The sequence below is a fragment of the Sorangium sp. So ce145 genome (assembly GCF_051525985.1).
GTDB lineage: Bacteria > Myxococcota_A > Polyangia > Polyangiales > Polyangiaceae > Sorangium > Sorangium cellulosum_B.
Genome location: NZ_CP150315.1, coordinates 7,355,465 through 7,371,778, shown reverse-complemented (window position 1 = coordinate 7,371,778; position 16,314 = coordinate 7,355,465). Strand labels below are relative to the sequence as shown.

Genomic DNA, 16,314 nt, shown 5'->3' with positions numbered 1-16,314 from the left:
CTTGGACAGCGTGACGACCTTCTGAAGCAAGTTGGGATGGTGGCGTCGATGGGCTTGGGAAAGAGACTTACTTCCGTGCTCCTCGTCATGCTCGCCGGTCCGCTCGTCGCCTGCGGTGGCGGCGGCGGGGGGGGCGGCGGCGAGGGCGGCACGGGCAGCGGCGAGGGCGGTGCGGGCGGCGGCGGGGCTTCAGGCACCGGCGGCGAGGACACGAGCGGGGGCTTCGGCGGGTTCATGACGGTCGGATCGGGCGGGAGCGGGGGCGCCGGGGGCGATCCCTGCGAGTCGCCCGATCCTCCGCCGGAGTGCGACGCGGTGGAGCCGGCGTGCGGCGACGGCGAGGTCAACCAGGCGAGCGAGGCGTGCGACGACGGGAACAGCCTCCCCGGAGACTGCTGCTCTGGCGCCTGCAAGGTGGAGCCGTACTGCGTCTGCGAGCCCGGGGAGCTCTGTCACACGACGATCGTGTGCGGCAACGGGGCGGTGGAGCCCGGCGAGAGCTGCGAGGACGGCAACACCGCCTCGGGCGACGGCTGCGACGATCGCTGCCAGAGGGAGCCGGGCGACTGGATCTGCCCGGGCCCGGGCCAGTCGTGTGCCCGGCTCCACGCGTGCGGTGACGGGCGCGTCTCGGGCGGCGAGACCTGCGACGACGGGAACGAGGTGTCCGGAGACGGGTGCTCCGAGGTCTGCGCGCTGGAGGACCCCGGCAGCATCACGTGCCCTGTGCCCGGGAAGCCCTGCAGGCCGGTCGAGCGCTGCGGCGACGGCCGCCTGCGGCCGACCGAGCGGTGCGACGATGGGAACACCGAGCCGGGCGACGGCTGCTCGCCGAGCTGCCTGGTGGAGGCCGGCTGGAAGTGCCCGGACGGCGTGCACTGCACGTTCACCGTCGTGTGCGGCGACGGCCAGATCGGCGTGGGCGAGGCGTGCGACGACCGCAACATGGTCTCGGGCGACGGCTGCTCGTCGAACTGCGAGCTCGAGGCCGGGTTCGACTGCGCGCGCGCGGGGAGCCGCTGCACGGCGGTCTGCGGCGACGGGCGCGTCGTCGCGGGCGAGGACTGCGACGACGGCGACACGAAGAACGGCGACGGGTGCGACGCCACCTGCAAGTGGGAGCCTGGCCTCGTGTGCCAGTCCGCGCCCGGCGGCTACACCTGCCGCGCCACCGTCTGCAACGACGGGAAGAAGGAGGGCACGGAGCCGTGTGACGACGGCAATGCCAACCTCGGCGACGGCTGCACGCCGTTCTGCCAGGTCGAGCCGGACTGCGGCGACAGCGGGTGCACGTCGGCCTGCGGCGACGGCCTGCGCCTCGGCGACGAGGCGTGCGACGACGGCAACACGAGGAGCGGCGACGGCTGCTCGAGCGCGTGCACGATCGAGCCGGGGTACATCTGCAGGAACGATTCGACCCTGGGCGACGAGCTCCGCGTGCCGATCGTGTACCGCGATTTCAAGGCAGGTCAGCCGAATTTCGAGCCCGGGACCAACCCCCCGGACGCCATCGTCACGGGCATCGTGCAGAGCGCGCTCGGCGCCGACGGCAAGCCCCAGTTCGCGGCGGCGCGGCAGAACGCCTTCCTCACGAACGCCACGGATTTCAACCGCTGGTACAACGACTCGTCCTACTCGAAGACGGTCGTGGACTGGCTCCCGCTCCAGCGGGTCGGGACGTCGGACGTGTTCCTCTTCGAGGATCACCTGTTCTTCCCGCTCGACGGCAAGGGCTGGCAGGACCCGTCGGTGCCGGAGGCGCAGCGCGAGGCGAGCCGCGAGGCCCGCGATCCGTTCAACGACTGGGCCGTGGCGGGCAACCACAACTTCTACTTCACGAGCGAGGTCCGCACCTGGTTCGAGTACCACGGCGGGGAGCGGCTCGATTTCTACGGGGACGACGACGTCTGGGTGTTCATCAACAACCGGCTCCGCATCGACCTCGGCGGCATCCACACCCCGATGGGGACCGGCGAGGTCGCAGGCGTCGAGGACGATCGCGGGACGGTGCTCATGGATGATCTCGGCCTCACGGCGGGGCGCGTCTACGAGGTCGTCGTGTTCCAGGCGGAGCGCCACACAACGGCGTCGAGCTACAAGCTGACGCTCGGCGGCTTCAACGCGGCGTCGTCCGTCTGCGAGCCCGTGTGCGGCGACGGCATCGTCACGCCCGACGAGCAGTGCGACGACGAGGACGAGAACGGCCCGGGGTACGGGAAATGCTCGACGAGCTGCACGCTGGGGCTCTACTGCGGCGACGGGGTGACGACCTCGCCGTACGAGATCTGCGATGACGGCACCAACCTGGGCGGCTATGGCTCCGAGGCTTGCGCGCCGGGCTGCGTGGCGGCCCCCCGCTGCGGGGACGAGGAGATCGACAGCCAGTTCGGCGAGGAGTGCGACGACGGCGTGAACGACGGCCGTTACGGCGGGTGCACGTCGGAGTGCCTGATCGGGCCGCGCTGCGGCGACGCGGTCGTCCAGGAGCCCGACGAGACGTGCGACGACGGCGTGAACGACGGCCGCTACGGCGGGTGCACGGCGGAGTGCGGCGACGCGGCGAAGTGCGGCGACGGGGTCACCCAGGACGCGTGGGGCGAGGAGTGCGACGACGGCGTGAACGACGGCAGCATGGGCTGCCTCGGTTGCCGGATCGGCGCCGTCTGCGGCGACGGGAGCGTGCAGCGGGAGCTCGGCGAGGAGTGCGACGACGGCGAGAACGACGGCGGTTACGGCGAGTGCGCTCCGGGCTGCGTGTACGGCCCGCGCTGCGGCGACGGCGTGACCCAGGCGCCGCCCGAGCAGTGCGACGACGGCGAGAACGACGGCGGCTACGGCGAGTGCGCTCCGGGCTGCGTGTTCGGCCCGCACTGCGGCGACGGCGTGCGGCAGGCGGCGTTCGAGGCGTGCGACGACGGCAACACCGCGAACGGCGACGGCTGCAGCGCCACGTGCCACAACGAGGTCCACTGATCCCGCGCGAGCCCTGACGGCGACGGGAGCGCGGCGGCTCGCCTGGGGCCGCCGCGCTGCCGTCTCGGCGGCTCAGGACACGTGAACACGCGGGCCATCGAAGAGGGGTACCATGCGAAAGTCGACATCCGGCGCGCTCACATGGCTTGCGCTCGTTCCGGGGTTCCTCCTCGGGTGCTCCGGCGAGGGAGCGCCGGGCGCCACGGCGGCGTCTCCGACGTTCCATCGAGACGTCGAGCCGCTGCTGCAGAAGCACTGCATGAGCTGCCATTCTCCCGGCAACATCGCCCCGTTCAGCCTGACGGCGTACGACTCCGCGCGCGGCGTGGCCAGCCTGCTCGCGCGCTCGGCGCGGGAGCGCACGATGCCGCCGTGGGGTGCGATGGAGACGGACGAGTGCCAGCCTCCTCACGGCTGGAAGGACGATCTCCGGTTGAAGGAGGAGGAGATAGCGGTCCTCGAGGCGTGGGCGGCCTCGGGCGCTCCCGAGGGGGATCCGGCGGACGCGCCGCCCCCGTTCGTGGCCGAGGCGCCGGGGCTGCCCGGCGTCGAGCTGGAGGTCGCGCCGAAGGAGCCGTTCGTCGCGAGCGGCGATGCCGACCAGTTCCGGTGTTTCGTGATGGATCCTGGGCTCACGGAGGCGCGGTACATCAACGGCGTGCACCTCATGCCGGGCAACAGCAAGGTCGTGCACCACGCGCTCGTGTTCATCGACAGGGATGGCGCGACCGACGCGCTCGTGGATGAGCACGGCGGATACGACTGCTTTGGCGGCCCCGGGTTCTCGGGTGAGCTCGTCGCCGCGTGGGCGCCGGGGGGCGTCCCCATCGAGCTCGAACCGAACATCGGCGCTGAGCTCCCGGCGGGGGCGCGGCTGGTGATGCAGGTCCACTATCACCCGGCCGGGACGACCGCCGAGCCCGACGCGACGCGCCTCCAGCTGCGCTTCACCCAGGGCGTGCCGGAGTGGCTCATGGGCATCGCGCTGATCGGCAACTTCGAGTCTCCCTTCGCGGAGGGGCGCGGCCTCCTCCCCGGGCCGAACGACGCGGATGGCGTGGAGTTCCTGATCCCCGCCGGAGAGAAGGATCATGTCGAGACCATGCAGTTCAGGCTGCCCGCCGCGGTATCTCTCTCGGAGACGTACCTCTACGGCGCCGGCACGCACATGCACTATGTCGGCACGGACATGAAGGTCACCCTCGCGCGCGAGGAGGGCGCCGCCGGCGAGCCTGCGGAGCAGTGCCTGGTACAGACGCCGAGGTGGGACTTCTCGTGGCAGCGCGGGTTCTACTACGACGCTCCCATCGAGCAGCTCCCGCGCCTCCGCGGCGGCGACCTGCTGACGATGCGCTGCACGTACGACAACTCGAACGGCAATCCATTCCTCGCGAAGGCGCTCAAGGAGCAGCACCTCCCCGCCCCGGTGGACGTGCACCTCGGCGAGAGCACGCTCGACGAGATGTGCCTCGCCGCCGTGATCCACGTGACGAGGAAGCAGTAGCGATCCGTGTCTTGATGGGTGTGGGAGGTCGGTAGCGGTCGACGACTGCCGATCACCGCTCTCCCACCCGCACCGTATCCGAAGCGGGAGCGCCGCTAAGCGCGCGGGGTGCGCGCCTTGACGAGCTCGTCGATGCCGAGCTCACGCGCCTTCTGGGCCAGCGCCTCGATCTTCTTCTTCCCGTCGGCGTCGGCGCTCGGCAAGAGCGACGTCAGGAGCCCCGACAGCGTGCCGTCCGAGGGCTTTGCCCCGGGCGCGACGAGCTGCTTCAGGTCCTCCGTGACGCTCGCGTTGCCGTTCAGGTAGTCGCCGGCCAGGGCGCGCACCGTCGCGCTCTGGTCGACAAGCCCGTCGACCGACTGGCCCAGGGTGACCGCCTTGACGAAGCGATCGAAGAACGCCCCGTCGCCGCCGACGATGTTGATCTTCGCGTGCTCGAACGCCCCGTGCAGGATCTCGGCCTGCGCCTTGGCGATCTCGGCCCGGATGCGCAGCGACTCGAGCTCCACCGCCCGCTCCTTCTCGAGCCGGAGGCGGAACTCCTCGTGCTCGCGCCCGACCCCGTCGAGCGCCTTCATCGCCGCCGCCTTCTCCGCCGTGCCGGCCGCCTCGGCCAGGAGCCGCTGCTTGATCGCGGTCGCCTCGGCGAGGCCCGTCTTCTCCAGGGCGAGCGCCTCGGCCTCGCGCGTCCGCGCGGCCGCGAGCCCCTTCTGCTCGATGCCCGCCGCCTCGGCGAGCAGCCGCTCCTTCGCGACCGTCGCCTCGGCGCGCCCCTGCTTCTCGATCGCCATCGCCTCGGCCTCCTTGACCATCACCCGCGCGAGGCCCTGCTTCTCCTCGCCGGCGGCGGCGGCGTTCATCTTCTCGAGCGCCACGCGCGCCTCGGCGAACCCCTGCTTCTCGATCGCCTGCGCGTCGGCCTCCTTCACCCGGATGCGCGCCAGCCCGTCGGCCGCGGCCTCGGCCTGGTGGCCCTCGGCGAGACGGATCTTCGCGCGCGCGGCCTTGTCGCTCGCCTCGAGCTCGGCGTCGGCCATGATGAGCTTCTCCCGGGCCCGGAACTTCGCCGCCTCCTCGCTCGCCTCCGCGCCCTTGAGCTGCTTGACGAGCTGCTCCTGCGCCTCGGCCTCCGCGTTGATGCGCGTCACGTCCTTGAGGCGCGTCGCCTCGGCCACCGCGCGCACGTCCTTGATGCGCTCCTCCTCCTCGGCCACCGTCTTCTCGACCGCGATCCTCGCCCGGACCACGTCGGCGATGTCCTTCCTCTGGACCTCGAGCTCCTTCTCGCGCGCGATCTGCTGGAGCGTCACGTCGCGCTCGCGGCTCACGATCTCGAGCTGACGCGCCTTCTCGACGCGCTCGGTCTCGACCGCGACCTCCCGCTCCTTGTTCTTCTGGGCGACCGAGACGCCGCGCTCCTTCGCCTCGCGGGCGACGAAGGCCTCCTCGTCGTTCTTCTCCTGGAGGAGCACCGTCTTCTTGCGCTCGTCGCTCACGATGCGCGCGGCCTCGTTCTGCTCGCGCGCCTGCGCCACCGCGATCTCCTTGGCCTTCTTCGCCTCGGCCTCGGCCCGGCGCTGCTCGAAGCGGAAGATGGCCTCGTCGGAGTTCAGGTTCTGGCTGCCGATCTCCATCCGCTCCTTCTGGCGGAGCTCGTTCGTCAGCACGTTCTGCGTGACCGTGAGCTCGGTGATCTTCCGGATGCCCTCGGCATCCATGATGTTGTCCTTGTCGAGAAGCTCGATGGGCGTCTGCTCCAGGTAGTCGATCGCCGCGTCGGCCAGCACGAACCCGCTCAGGTCCTTGCCGATGACGTCGATGATGTCGTCCTTGAACTTCTGCCGCTCCTTGTAGAGGTCCTCGAAGTTCAGGCGCTTGCCGACCGTCTTGAGCGCCTCGGAGAACTTCGCGGCGAAGAGCTGCTCGAGCGTCTCCGGGTTCGACGCGCGGACGCAGCCGATGGTCCGCGCGACCGTGCGCACGTCGTCCTGCGTCTTGTTCACCTGCACGAAGAAGGTGACCTTGATGTCCGCGCGGATGTTGTCCTTGCAGATGAGGCCTTCCTTGCCGCGCCGGTCGATCTCGATCGTCTTGACCGAGATATCCATGTACTCGGCGCGGTGGATGATCGGCAGCACCAGCGTCCCGGTGAAGGTGACGATGGGGTCCTGGCCTCTCGTGTTGATGATCAGCGCCTTGCCCTGATCCACCTGGCGGTAGAACTTGGCGTACATCACCAGCATCCCGAGGGCGACGAAGGCGAGGACGCCGACGAGGACGATGATTAAGGGGACGGTCACAGGGGGCACGCGGAGCTCCTTCGCGTTTCGGTGGAGGGGAGGGCGCCGGCCCCCGCGTTCACGTCGGTGAGGGTCGGACGGCCAGGCCCGCTCAGAGCCGGGTCGGGGGCCGAATGATGCCCCCTCGGGGATGAGGGTACACGAAACCGCCCGCCCGACAGCGGCGTTCAGCGGCGGCGCCCGCGCCGGCGTTCAGCCGCGGCGCTGCCGCTCGTCCGCTGCGCGCGCCGCGGGCGCGTCGTCCTCCTCGACGCCGGCCGGGCGTGCTTCCACGCGGGACGCCCCCCGCTCGGCCAGGGGAGGGGGAGGGCCGAGCAGGGCGTCGAGCGGCTCGACGCTGAAGATCTCTCGGTCCGGGTCCCAGCTCACGAGCAGCGCGCGGTCCCCCCGGCGGAGCGCGCCGGGCGTGTCGCACCGGACGTCGAGGATGTGGCTCGCCCCGCCCTCGTCGATCGTCGCCTGGCCGAAGCGCTCGTCGACGCGCCCGGTGGAGATGACGCACACGCGGCCCACGAGATCCTTCTTCGACTGGCCGTGCCGGGTCACGAACAGCGGGCCGAGCGGCCGCACCGCGAGCGAGGTCGAGAGAACGGCCGCGACGAGCGAGCCGGCGAGCACCGCGACGCCGAGCGCCCAGCGAGGCAGCCCCCAGCCGAGCCAGAGCGGCTCGACGAGCACCGTCGACAGGGCGCTCGTGAACCAGCCGAACGTCGCGATCAGCGTGAGCGTCACCGTCGCCGGCACGCGGTGGAGCTGGAGCGCGGCGAGGAGCGAGCCGGCGTCTTGCGCGCCGCCGGCCCCGTCCGCCGTGCCCGTGGCAGCGCCTTCGAGCGAGCCCTTGGCAGCGCCTTCGAGGGCGCCCTTGGCAGCGCCTTCGAGGGCGCCCTTGGCAGCGCCTTCGAGGGCGCCCTTGGCGGCGCCTTCGAGCCCGCCGAGGGGGGGCGCCGCGTCGCCGTGGGCGCCGCCGAGCAGGTCGAGGTCGACCGCGCCCAGGAGGACGAACAGCCAGTAGATGAGCGCGAGCGCGAGCGCGACCGTGAAGATCACGGCAGGGAACGCGAGCGATGCGGCGAGCACCTCGGCCATAGACAGACGCGGGCAGGACGCGGCGCCCGCGACCGGCGTCTCCGATAGGATCACAAGGAGGGGACGGAGGGGGCCAAATTCGGCCGCCCAGCGCGCCGCCGAAAAAACTTGACAGGCATGGAGATGCGTCAGCCGCGAGCCGCGCTGATCGGGACCCCATCGGCCTCGGCCCGAGAGCGCGACCGAAGGACGATGATGCGAGCGCCTGTCGCGTGGCGGTCCTGCGCCTTCGGCGGTTCGAATCTCCGATCGGGCGGAGCCCCACGCCGCCAGACCTCGACCGTTTCACGTCCAGAGATGCACCCACGGCGCGGTCGACAAGGCCCTTTGCGGGTCCGTCCGCGGGTACCGCCGAGGCACACCCGAGGCGAAGGCCGTGAAGACGACGCGATTCACGTCGCAGAAGAACCAGTGGAACAGGAGTCGTCTATTCCGCTCTCGATGGAATTGGCGCGTTTGGCCGGGAAACCCCATGTGGACTCGCCCTGGTCGCCTCGGTAAGATCCACACAGCGACGGACAATTTCGCCTGCGAGCCGCGTACACTGGCGCTCGCTGGAGCGGCTCAGCATGGACGCAATGATTCATCCGGGGAAAGTCCTCCTTGGCAAGTACCGCGTGGAGCGCATCCTCGGGCGCGGGGGGATGGGGATCGTCGTCGCGGTGCGCCACGTCGATCTCGGCGAGCTCTTTGCAATCAAGTTCCTGCTGCCCGAGGCGATGGGGACCCCGGACGCGATCAATCGTTTCCTGCGCGAGGCGCGTGCGTCGGCTCGCCTCAAGGGCGAGCACGTCGCGAAGGTCCATGACGTGGGCAGCCTCGAGAACGGCGCTCCGTACATGATCATGGAGTTTCTCGACGGCATGGACCTGAAGCAGGTAGTGCAGGAGCGCGGCCCGCTGCCGCTGCGCGAAGCCGTGACCTACGTGCTGCAGGCATCGGATGCGATCGCCGAGGCGCACGTGCTTGGGATCGTGCACCGCGACCTGAAGCCATCCAACCTGTTTCTGACCCGCCGTCCCAACGGCTCGCCGTGCGTGAAGGTGCTCGATTTCGGCATTTCGAAGCAGACCACGCCCGACGGGATGGACCTCACGAGGACGGGCTCGATGCTTGGCTCACCGCTCTACATGTCGCCAGAGCAGATGATGCACGTCAAGCAGGTGGACGCGCGGAGCGATATCTGGGCGATGGGGGTGGTGCTGTACGAGCTCGTGACGGGCAGCGTGCCGTTCCCCGCCGACACGTTGACAGAGGTCGTCGGCCGCGTGCTCCAGACCGAGGCTGCGCCGCCGAGCCACCTTCGCCCGGGCATGCCGCCGGAGCTCGATGCTGTCGTGGCGCGCTGCCTGCAAAAGCGGCCGGAGCATCGCTTTCAGCGCATCGAGGAGCTGATGGCAGCTCTGGAAGCCGTGTCGACCGCGCCTGGCCCGGCCGCGAGCGCGTTCCGGCAGCTCGCCCCCTCGCAACCGGGCATCGCGGCGCATGGCGGACCCTCGGCGTCTGGCCAGGTGTCCCAGTCCGCGCCCGCGCTGCCCATGAGCAGGCCGCAGGTCGCTGCTGCGACAGGCTCCTCGTGGGGGAACATCACCGAGCCATCGCCGCCAGCGAAGGCCGGCAAGGTGGGCCTTCTCCTGAGCGCGGGGCTGGGAGCGGTCGCGCTCGCGGCCGGAGGCGCATGGCTCGCCTGGGGATCTGCTCCAGTGGGCGTCGAGGCGGCGGCGCCTCGCGCGCAGCCGGATTCTCGAGAGAGCCAGGAGCCCGCTCCGCCGGCGCCCCCCTCGGTGGCCACGTTCGCCCCCGACCCTCCGCCACCTGCTGCACCGGCGATGGCGGCCTCCGCAGCTTCGGAGCCATCCGGCACGGTGACGCCGTCGGCGTCCGTGGCTGCTCCGTCCCCCGGGAAGCCGGCCGGCGCGGCGCCGCCCGCGTTCACGACGCCGCGGGTGAAACCGACGGCGAAAGCGGTCGCCAGCGCTCCTGCGGCGACCAGCAGCCCGCAACCGCCTCCTTCGTCCAAGAAGTACGAGGGCGTCTTCTAGGGCCTCTGCCACCGGTAGAACGCAATGACGGAGAGCACGCGATGACCAGGCCTCTGCAATGCGCGCGAGCAACAGGCGCGCTCGTCCTTTCGCTGAGCCTCCTCGCGCCCGCCGCGGCGCGGGCGCAGGGGATCGACTCCCAGGCCGCGCTCGCGGCGCAGGCGCTCTATGATCAGGCCGTCACCGAGATGGACGCGAGCCGGTATGACAGCGCCTGCCCCAGGCTCGAGGAGGTGACGCGCCTCGCCCCCACCGGGCTCGGCGCGAAGCTCACGCTTGGCGAGTGCTACGAGCGGTGGGGCAAGCTCGCGAGCGCATGGTCTCAGTATGCGCTCGTCGAATCGCTCGCGCCGCGGGCCGGGCAGCCAGAGCGCGGGCAGCGGGCGGCCGAGAAAGCGGCGGCGCTGAGGCCGAGGCTCGCGACACTGGCGATCGAGGTCCCGGAAGAGGTGCGCTCGATCCCGGGGCTCGCGATCACGCGCGACGGCGTGCCGGTCGGCGCCGGCCAGTGGGCCACTCCGGTGCCGGTCGACAGCGGAGCGCACGAGCTCGTCGCCCGTGCGCCCGGCCGCAAGCCCTGGACGCGGCAGATCGAGGCCGTCGACGGAAGCGCCGGTGTCGCGCGCATCCCGGTGCTCGAGCGCGACGCAGGTCCGGAGAACGAGAACGTGCGCAACGCAAGCCCGGAGAAGGTCCCGGCGACCGAGGCGTCGATTGAGCCGACGTGGCGGCGCCCTGTGTCGTTCGCCGCCATCGGGCTCGGTGGCGCGGGCATTGTGGCCGGCGCGGTGCTCGGCGGGCTCGCGCTCGCGAAGAACAGCGAGAGCGACGAGCCTGGGCGCTGCGACGCGCAGGACCGCTGCGACCCGAGGGGGGTCCAGCTGCGCAACTCCGCGAGGACGCTCGGCACCGGCTCGACGGTGGCGTGGATTGCGGGCGGCGCGCTGGCGGCTGGGGGCCTGACGCTGCTCTTGACGGCGCCGTCTCGCGTGGCGCCCGGGGAGCGCGCGAGCGCGCAGGCGCGGCCCTGGAGCGCGCGCGTCGCGCTGCTGCCGGGCAGCGTGGCGGTGCAGGGCGCCTGGCGGTGAGCGCCGCGAAAGGATCATGAGGCTCAGCGAGCTCCCTGGCATTCGAGGCTCGAGAGCACGCTGAGGTCCTCGGGCCCACCGAACACCGGCGCCGGCACGCCGAGGATCCCGATCTCGAGCAGTTCCCCGAACGACCTCGCCGAGATCGCGAAGTAGCCGGTGCACCGGGAAGCTCTCAGATCGGGCCTCGCGCTCGTCAGCGCGTCGAGGCTGCGCGCGCGATCGCTCAAGATCGCGCCGACCTCCCGCGGACGCGAGGCATGTTCGGTGAGCGCCGCGTAGGCGATGCGGATCCGCGGCTCGTCCTTCGGCAGCTTCGCGAAGGCGTCGCGCGCCTCCTTCTGAAAACGCTCGGGCACGATGCAGAGCCCCGCGTGATCCGGGATGAGCCAGCCCTTCGACAGCGAGGCGAGGAGGATCGCGCTCCCGTCGTCGAGCAGCGCCCGTGCCTGCTCCGTCGGCGGCGTCGCATAGGCCGAATCGAGGATGAGCATGCGCCGCTCGTCCGCGCGCGCCCAGCGCCCGAGCTGGGCCGCCTCGGGCGGCGACAGGTGCGAGCCCCACGGCTTCAGGGGCTCGCAGATCAACACCGCGTCGAGCCCGTCGAGGACAGGTAACCCGAGGCGCGCATTCCACGGGACGACGGTCGCTCCCGCCTCGGCCGCGAGCTGCTGGTAGACGGGGTAGACGTCGGCGGGGACGCCGACGCGCGCATCCCGCTTCGCGAGGAGCTCGAACAACGCGCGAAGCGAGCGACGGATACCGTGGCTGATCTGCGTGCGCGGCTTGAGCGCCTGCGGGAGCTCGAGGTGCGCGAGGAACCGCTCCGCGAGGTGACAGCGATACGGCGCCTCCGGGTGGGTCGAGGGCGCGATGGCCGGGAAGAGACGCGCGAGGCTCCGGTAAACGTTGAGCTCCGAGAGATCGACGAGCGAGGGACGCGTGGCCCTGAGCTCCGCGCGGCGCGCGAGAAACGCTTCGTGCTTCATAACGTGGAGCTCGGATCTTCCAGGGAGGCGAGGCAGGACCCGTCGGCCATCACGTTCCATGAGCGGACGAGGCCATGTGTCCGTTCCCAGCCGACCGATGGCTCGGTGTAGGCCGCCACGCGGAGCACGCGGCCTCCCATGGTTCCTTCGAAGACCGGGCTCCCCCAGGGGAGCTCCGCGCATCGCTCGAAGCCGAGGCCCGCGAGCGTGTGGAGCACGAGCGAGAGAGGCACCTGGTTTGCCTCGCAATACCGGTTGGCCGCGCTCGGCGCCCACGGGTTCTCCGAGAGGCTCGAGATGTAGAGCTCCTTGAAGCACACCTCCTGAAACCCCTCTCCGGCGCTCCGTTCGAGGTAGGCGCGCACCTTCGCGGCGTCGTCGACGCCGCCGCGCTGGAGCACGCAGATGGCCCGCGTGCGGAGGCCCGGCGCGCCCCCCAGCGCGCCGGAGTCGACCTCGATCCCCATGATGCGCGCGTCGTCTTCGCGCGTCACGCCGTGCCGGCTCACCGCGAGGGTGGTGAGCCCCGCGTCCCGGAGCTCTTCGACCTGCGCGAGGTCGAGGCGCGCGCCGTTCGTGATGAGGAGGGACTTCGGGAAGAGCTCGGACAGGCCACGAACGAGCGCGCGGAGCCGTTCGGGCTCGAGCAACGTCGGCTCGCCGCCGCCGGTGATGACGGCGCGCTCGGCGCCGCGCTCCTTCGCGCGCCTCGCCCAGTCGAGGTAGCGCTCCAGCGTGGCGCTTTGCTGGCGCGCGAGATCGGAGGCGCTCGCCTTCGAGAAGCAGAATGCGCAACGCGCCTGGCAAGCATTCGCGACGGGCAGCACCGAGATGCTCCGCGGCCGGCATTGCGCCCAGTCGATGAGGCCGGCGTCGTCGAGGCGAAAGGCCTCCGCGGTGATCTCCTCGTGCCGGGTGGGCACGAGGGCGCCACGCGCATCGACCCACGCCACGCCGCTCAAGGGGATCTCGCTCGACGGCCAGCGCCAGCCGATGCCCGTGCCCGTCACGTCGTTCGGGCGCATCGCGTCGGGCCCGACAGGGAGCCGCGCCCGCAGCGCCACGACGCGATCCTTCGGCCGCCCGAGCCTCGTCACGAGCCTCCGCGCCTTCTCGAGCCCGGGCGCAAAGGGCTCGTCTTCCTTCAGCATATAGAAAGCGTCGGGGAAGGTGGATTCGCGGATCAACGCCTTCGAGTAGCGCATCCCGTAGCGATCGAAGCCCCGCAGCCAGTTCGACAGCGGAATGAAGGCAACGAAGGGGACCATGGACGATATGGTCGATGAGTCACCGAGTCGAGTCAACCGGACTCCAGGGGGCGGACGCGAGGCTCACGGCGCTGCGGGCGCACGCCCGCGGTCGGCCACCGCCATGCGCCTGGCTCTTGCGAGGATGAAGTGATCCGCGGGAGTGAGGACGAGCGACGATCTCGGCCCCTCAAGGCACCGTCCGTCAGTCGCTCGGCTCACCCTGGCGCAGCCTCATCGTCTCACGCTCGGAAATCCACGATTTGTGCTGGCACATCAGGCTGGCACATCCGTTGCTGAAAGGGGCGGCATGAAGACCTTTGTCCGATGGCTCATTCCCCTCGCGCTCCTTCCTGTGTTCGCTTGCTCCGACGCGGTCGAGCAGCCTTCCGACGGCGGTTCGGGGGGCGGCACGCCCGACGAGACCCTGTCCTCCAGCGTATCGAGCGGCACCGGCGGCACGCCCGAGGAGACCACGTCGTCCAGCGCCTCGACCGGTGGAGACACCCCCGTCGAGTGTGATTTCTCAGGAGGGGGCGCTCCGCCGGGGGCGCGCTGCGCAAACGAGGGCGAGCTGTGCGACTACGCCTGCTCCCCCTGCAGCGTCACCTGCACCGACGGGGTGTGGGTCGAGCACTGCACCGCATGTCCCGATACGGCGCCCGAGAATGGAACGGACTGCAGTTCCTACTACAGCGTGGGGCCGTGCAGTTATCATCGCGAGTGTGGCACAGTGAGTGCCACTTGCGACGGACCAACCGGGTTGTGGGTGGTCAGCTGCAGTGACCAGAGCGACGGGAGCGGCGGGGGCAACGAAGGCGGCGGGGGCGATGCAGGCGGCGAGGACACTCACGGCGGCTGCGGCGGTTAGAGCGACAAACGGGTTGAAACCGCCAGAAGAGAGCAGAATTCGAACCGCCAAGGCGCCAAGGACGCCAAGAGAATCATAAGAATCTTGGCGTCTTATGGCGCCTTGGCGGTTCACTTCTCGCTCGATCAACGTGATCGGTGCTCTAAGCGCGGCTGCGGCGGCTCCCGCCGCCACGTGTGCCACGCGCTCGGCCTGCAATCGACCGCCGCGCGGCGGCCCGCCCGCCTCGGCCATTCGCGCCGGCGCTCAGGAGGCGTTCCGGCGTGACTCGTTGTTCTTCGTCTCCGGGGGTGACGTCGCGCCGATGGAGGTCGCGGAGCCCGCCGTGACGCCGCTCGTGCTCGCGGCCGCGCGATCGCTCGACGACGATCCCGTGCTCGTCCTCGCCTCGCCCTGCTGCTGCTCGCGGTAGAGCCGGATCTCGTTCCGCACGTCGACCACGCCCGAGATCCGCTCGGCGAGCGCCTCCAGCTGGTGCTTGAAGCGACGCTCGCGGACGGTCCCGGAGAGGATGACCTCGCCGCTCTGCACCTTCACCTCGACGTCGCTCGCGTCGAGGTCCGGCTGATCGGAGATCTGGTCGCAGATATCCTCGCGGATCCGCTCGTCCGAGCGCTTGTACCCCTTGGGCGGGCGACCACGCGAGCCGCCGAGCCCGCCGCCCTGTCGAACGGTCTGGAGGAAGCTGCGGCCGCCTGAGGCCTGTCCGCCGGATCCCTGTCCGCCGTAGGGCCGAGGGGAAGGGCCTTGATCGCCGCCGAAGGACGACTCGTGGCCTTCGTATCCGCGTTGCTGTCCTGGCCGCTCGCTCCAGCCGCGCTCGTCGTCGGCCCACTGCCGGAGGCCGCCGCGGGCTCCGTACCCTTCGTGCTGGACTCCGCCCACGCCTCCCTGGCGACCGAAGCCGCCCTGGCCGCCACCAGATCCACCCTGGCCACCGAATCCACCCTGGCCTCCGAGGCCGCCCTCACCGCCCTGGCCGCCGCCGAAGTGGCCCTGTCCGCCGAAGCCGCCCTGGCCAACCTGGCCGTCGAATCCACCCTGGCCACCGAAATAGCCCTGACCGGCGCCATAACCGCCCTGGCTGCCGCCGAAGCCACCCTGTCCGCCGAAGTGCCCCTGTCCGCCGAAGCCACCCTGTTCGCCCAAGCGGCCCTGTCCGCCGAAGCGGCCCTGTCCGCCCTCATCGCCATAGACGCCCTGGCCACCGGTGAATCCGCCCTGGCCGCGGCCGGATCCCTCTCCGCCGTAGCCGCCGAAGTGGCCCTGTCCGCCGAAGTGGCCCTGTCCACCGAAGCCGCCCTGGCCGCCACCGAAGCCGCCCTGGCCGCCGCCGAATCCGCCCTGGCCGCCGCCGTGACCGCCTTGGCCGCCGCCGAAGCCGCCTTGGCCGCCGTAGCCGCCCTGGCCGCCGCCGAAGTGACCTTGGCCGCCGTGACCGCCCTGGCCGCCACCGAAGCCGCCCTGGCCGCCGCCGAAGCCGCCTTGGCCGCCGCCGTGGCCGCGCCTGGCGTCAAGATCGTCGCGACCTCCTCGCTGGAAGTCATCACGCTGGCCGCCCCAGTCCTTGCGCCGGGCGTCCTCGCGCTGCCCCCAGGCGCGATCCTGTCGGCCCTCCCAGCCGCGTTCTCCGGCATGGCCGCGCCAGCTCGGGTCGCCCTCGCCGCCGCGCTCGCCCTCGTGGCCGCGTCCGACAGACTCTCGCTGATCGGGGCGACCGCGGAGATCATCGTGACCTCCGCGGGAATGACGCCGATCGTCTCGCTGGAGGACTTGCTCGTAGTTGCCACGATGCCCGTAACTAGCATCCCCGCTCGCTCCGCGCTCGCCACGATATCGCTCATCGGCTCGCTGACCCTGGGTTGGCCCAAACCGCTCGTCGTCGCGCCCCGGCCCATCGTTATGTTCCTCGTCGATCCATCCCTGACGATTCGGCATGACTCCTCCGCCTTTCTTGCGAGGAGAGCGACACGGCAGCGAAACTGGGCCGCTCCTCTCCGGTGATCCAGCCGACGCTCGGTCTACAGTCGGGCGACGCACGAGCGTGCGGGAGGACAGCCGTATCGGGCCGCCTGTCGTGCGTGCCTGTCCGGCGCCGCGTGGGCTGAAGATCCAGGGCCCCGACGCCCCGGCGCGATCCGACATCGCAAGGGGTGTTCCAGGACGGCGAGGGCGGTATTTCGCTCCGTTTTCAGGGAGATTTCGCCCCGTCAG

General features: G+C 71.0%; 11 protein-coding genes. 6 read left to right on the top strand and 5 right to left on the bottom strand.

What is annotated here, in order from left to right; all coding sequences use genetic code 11:
• The first annotated feature begins 36 nt into the window (after positions 1 to 36).
• Entirely contained in the window at positions 37 to 2,973 is a 2,937-nt protein-coding gene (locus WMF34_RS27045; protein ID WP_437989581.1) for a DUF4215 domain-containing protein, read from the top strand.
• A gap of 112 nt (positions 2,974 to 3,085) precedes the next feature.
• Positions 3,086 to 4,477, top strand: a complete 1,392-nt coding sequence (locus tag WMF34_RS27040) for a hypothetical protein (RefSeq protein WP_437989580.1) — start codon at positions 3,086 to 3,088, stop codon at positions 4,475 to 4,477.
• 95 nt (positions 4,478 to 4,572) lie between these two features.
• On the opposite strand, the gene WMF34_RS27035 is transcribed toward WMF34_RS27040, so the two are convergent.
• Together WMF34_RS27035 and WMF34_RS27030 are read right to left on the bottom strand one after the other, a co-directional pair.
• Positions 4,573 to 6,786: a hypothetical protein gene (locus WMF34_RS27035; RefSeq protein ID WP_437989579.1), complete on the bottom strand. Its 2,214-nt coding sequence runs from the start codon at positions 6,784 to 6,786 to the stop codon at positions 4,573 to 4,575.
• A gap of 183 nt (positions 6,787 to 6,969) precedes the next feature.
• Complete coding sequence (locus tag WMF34_RS27030) at positions 6,970 to 7,863, bottom strand: glycine zipper family protein (RefSeq protein WP_437989578.1); 894 nt, start codon at positions 7,861 to 7,863, stop codon at positions 6,970 to 6,972.
• A 569-nt stretch (positions 7,864 to 8,432) separates the two neighbouring features.
• On the opposite strand from WMF34_RS27030, the gene WMF34_RS27025 reads away from it, so the two are divergent.
• Positions 8,433 to 9,905 carry a serine/threonine protein kinase gene (locus WMF34_RS27025; RefSeq protein ID WP_437989577.1) on the top strand — a complete coding sequence of 491 codons (1,473 nt, stop codon included), beginning with the start codon at positions 8,433 to 8,435 and terminating at the stop codon, positions 9,903 to 9,905.
• 41 nt (positions 9,906 to 9,946) lie between these two features.
• Positions 9,947 to 10,993 (top strand): hypothetical protein, encoded by a 1,047-nt coding sequence (locus WMF34_RS27020; RefSeq protein WP_437989576.1) that lies wholly within the window; start codon positions 9,947 to 9,949, stop codon positions 10,991 to 10,993.
• Between the two features lie 23 nt (positions 10,994 to 11,016).
• On the opposite strand, the gene WMF34_RS27015 is transcribed toward WMF34_RS27020, so the two are convergent.
• On the bottom strand, positions 11,017 to 11,982 hold the full coding sequence (locus WMF34_RS27015; RefSeq protein ID WP_437989575.1) for a hypothetical protein: 966 nt from the start codon (positions 11,980 to 11,982) through the stop codon (positions 11,017 to 11,019).
• Positions 11,979 to 13,250, bottom strand: coding sequence for a radical SAM protein (locus WMF34_RS27010; protein ID WP_012237866.1), 1,272 nt, complete (start codon positions 13,248 to 13,250; stop codon positions 11,979 to 11,981). Before WMF34_RS27010 ends, WMF34_RS27015 begins: the two co-directional genes overlap by 4 nt.
• Positions 13,251 to 13,539: 289 nt before the next feature.
• Here WMF34_RS27010 and WMF34_RS27005 point away from each other — a divergent pair, with 289 nt between their 5' ends.
• Complete coding sequence (locus WMF34_RS27005) at positions 13,540 to 14,100, top strand: hypothetical protein (RefSeq protein ID WP_437989574.1); 561 nt, start codon at positions 13,540 to 13,542, stop codon at positions 14,098 to 14,100.
• Between the two features lie 246 nt (positions 14,101 to 14,346).
• Here WMF34_RS27005 and WMF34_RS27000 read toward each other — a convergent pair whose 3' ends face one another.
• On the bottom strand, positions 14,347 to 14,985 hold the full coding sequence (locus WMF34_RS27000; RefSeq protein ID WP_437989573.1) for a BON domain-containing protein: 639 nt from the start codon (positions 14,983 to 14,985) through the stop codon (positions 14,347 to 14,349).
• Between WMF34_RS27000 and WMF34_RS26995 the strand changes: the two genes are divergently transcribed.
• Positions 14,968 to 16,104: a hypothetical protein gene (locus WMF34_RS26995; RefSeq protein ID WP_437989572.1), complete on the top strand. Its 1,137-nt coding sequence runs from the start codon at positions 14,968 to 14,970 to the stop codon at positions 16,102 to 16,104. The genes WMF34_RS27000 and WMF34_RS26995 overlap by 18 nt on opposite strands.
• The last annotated feature ends 210 nt before the right edge of the window (positions 16,105 to 16,314 follow it).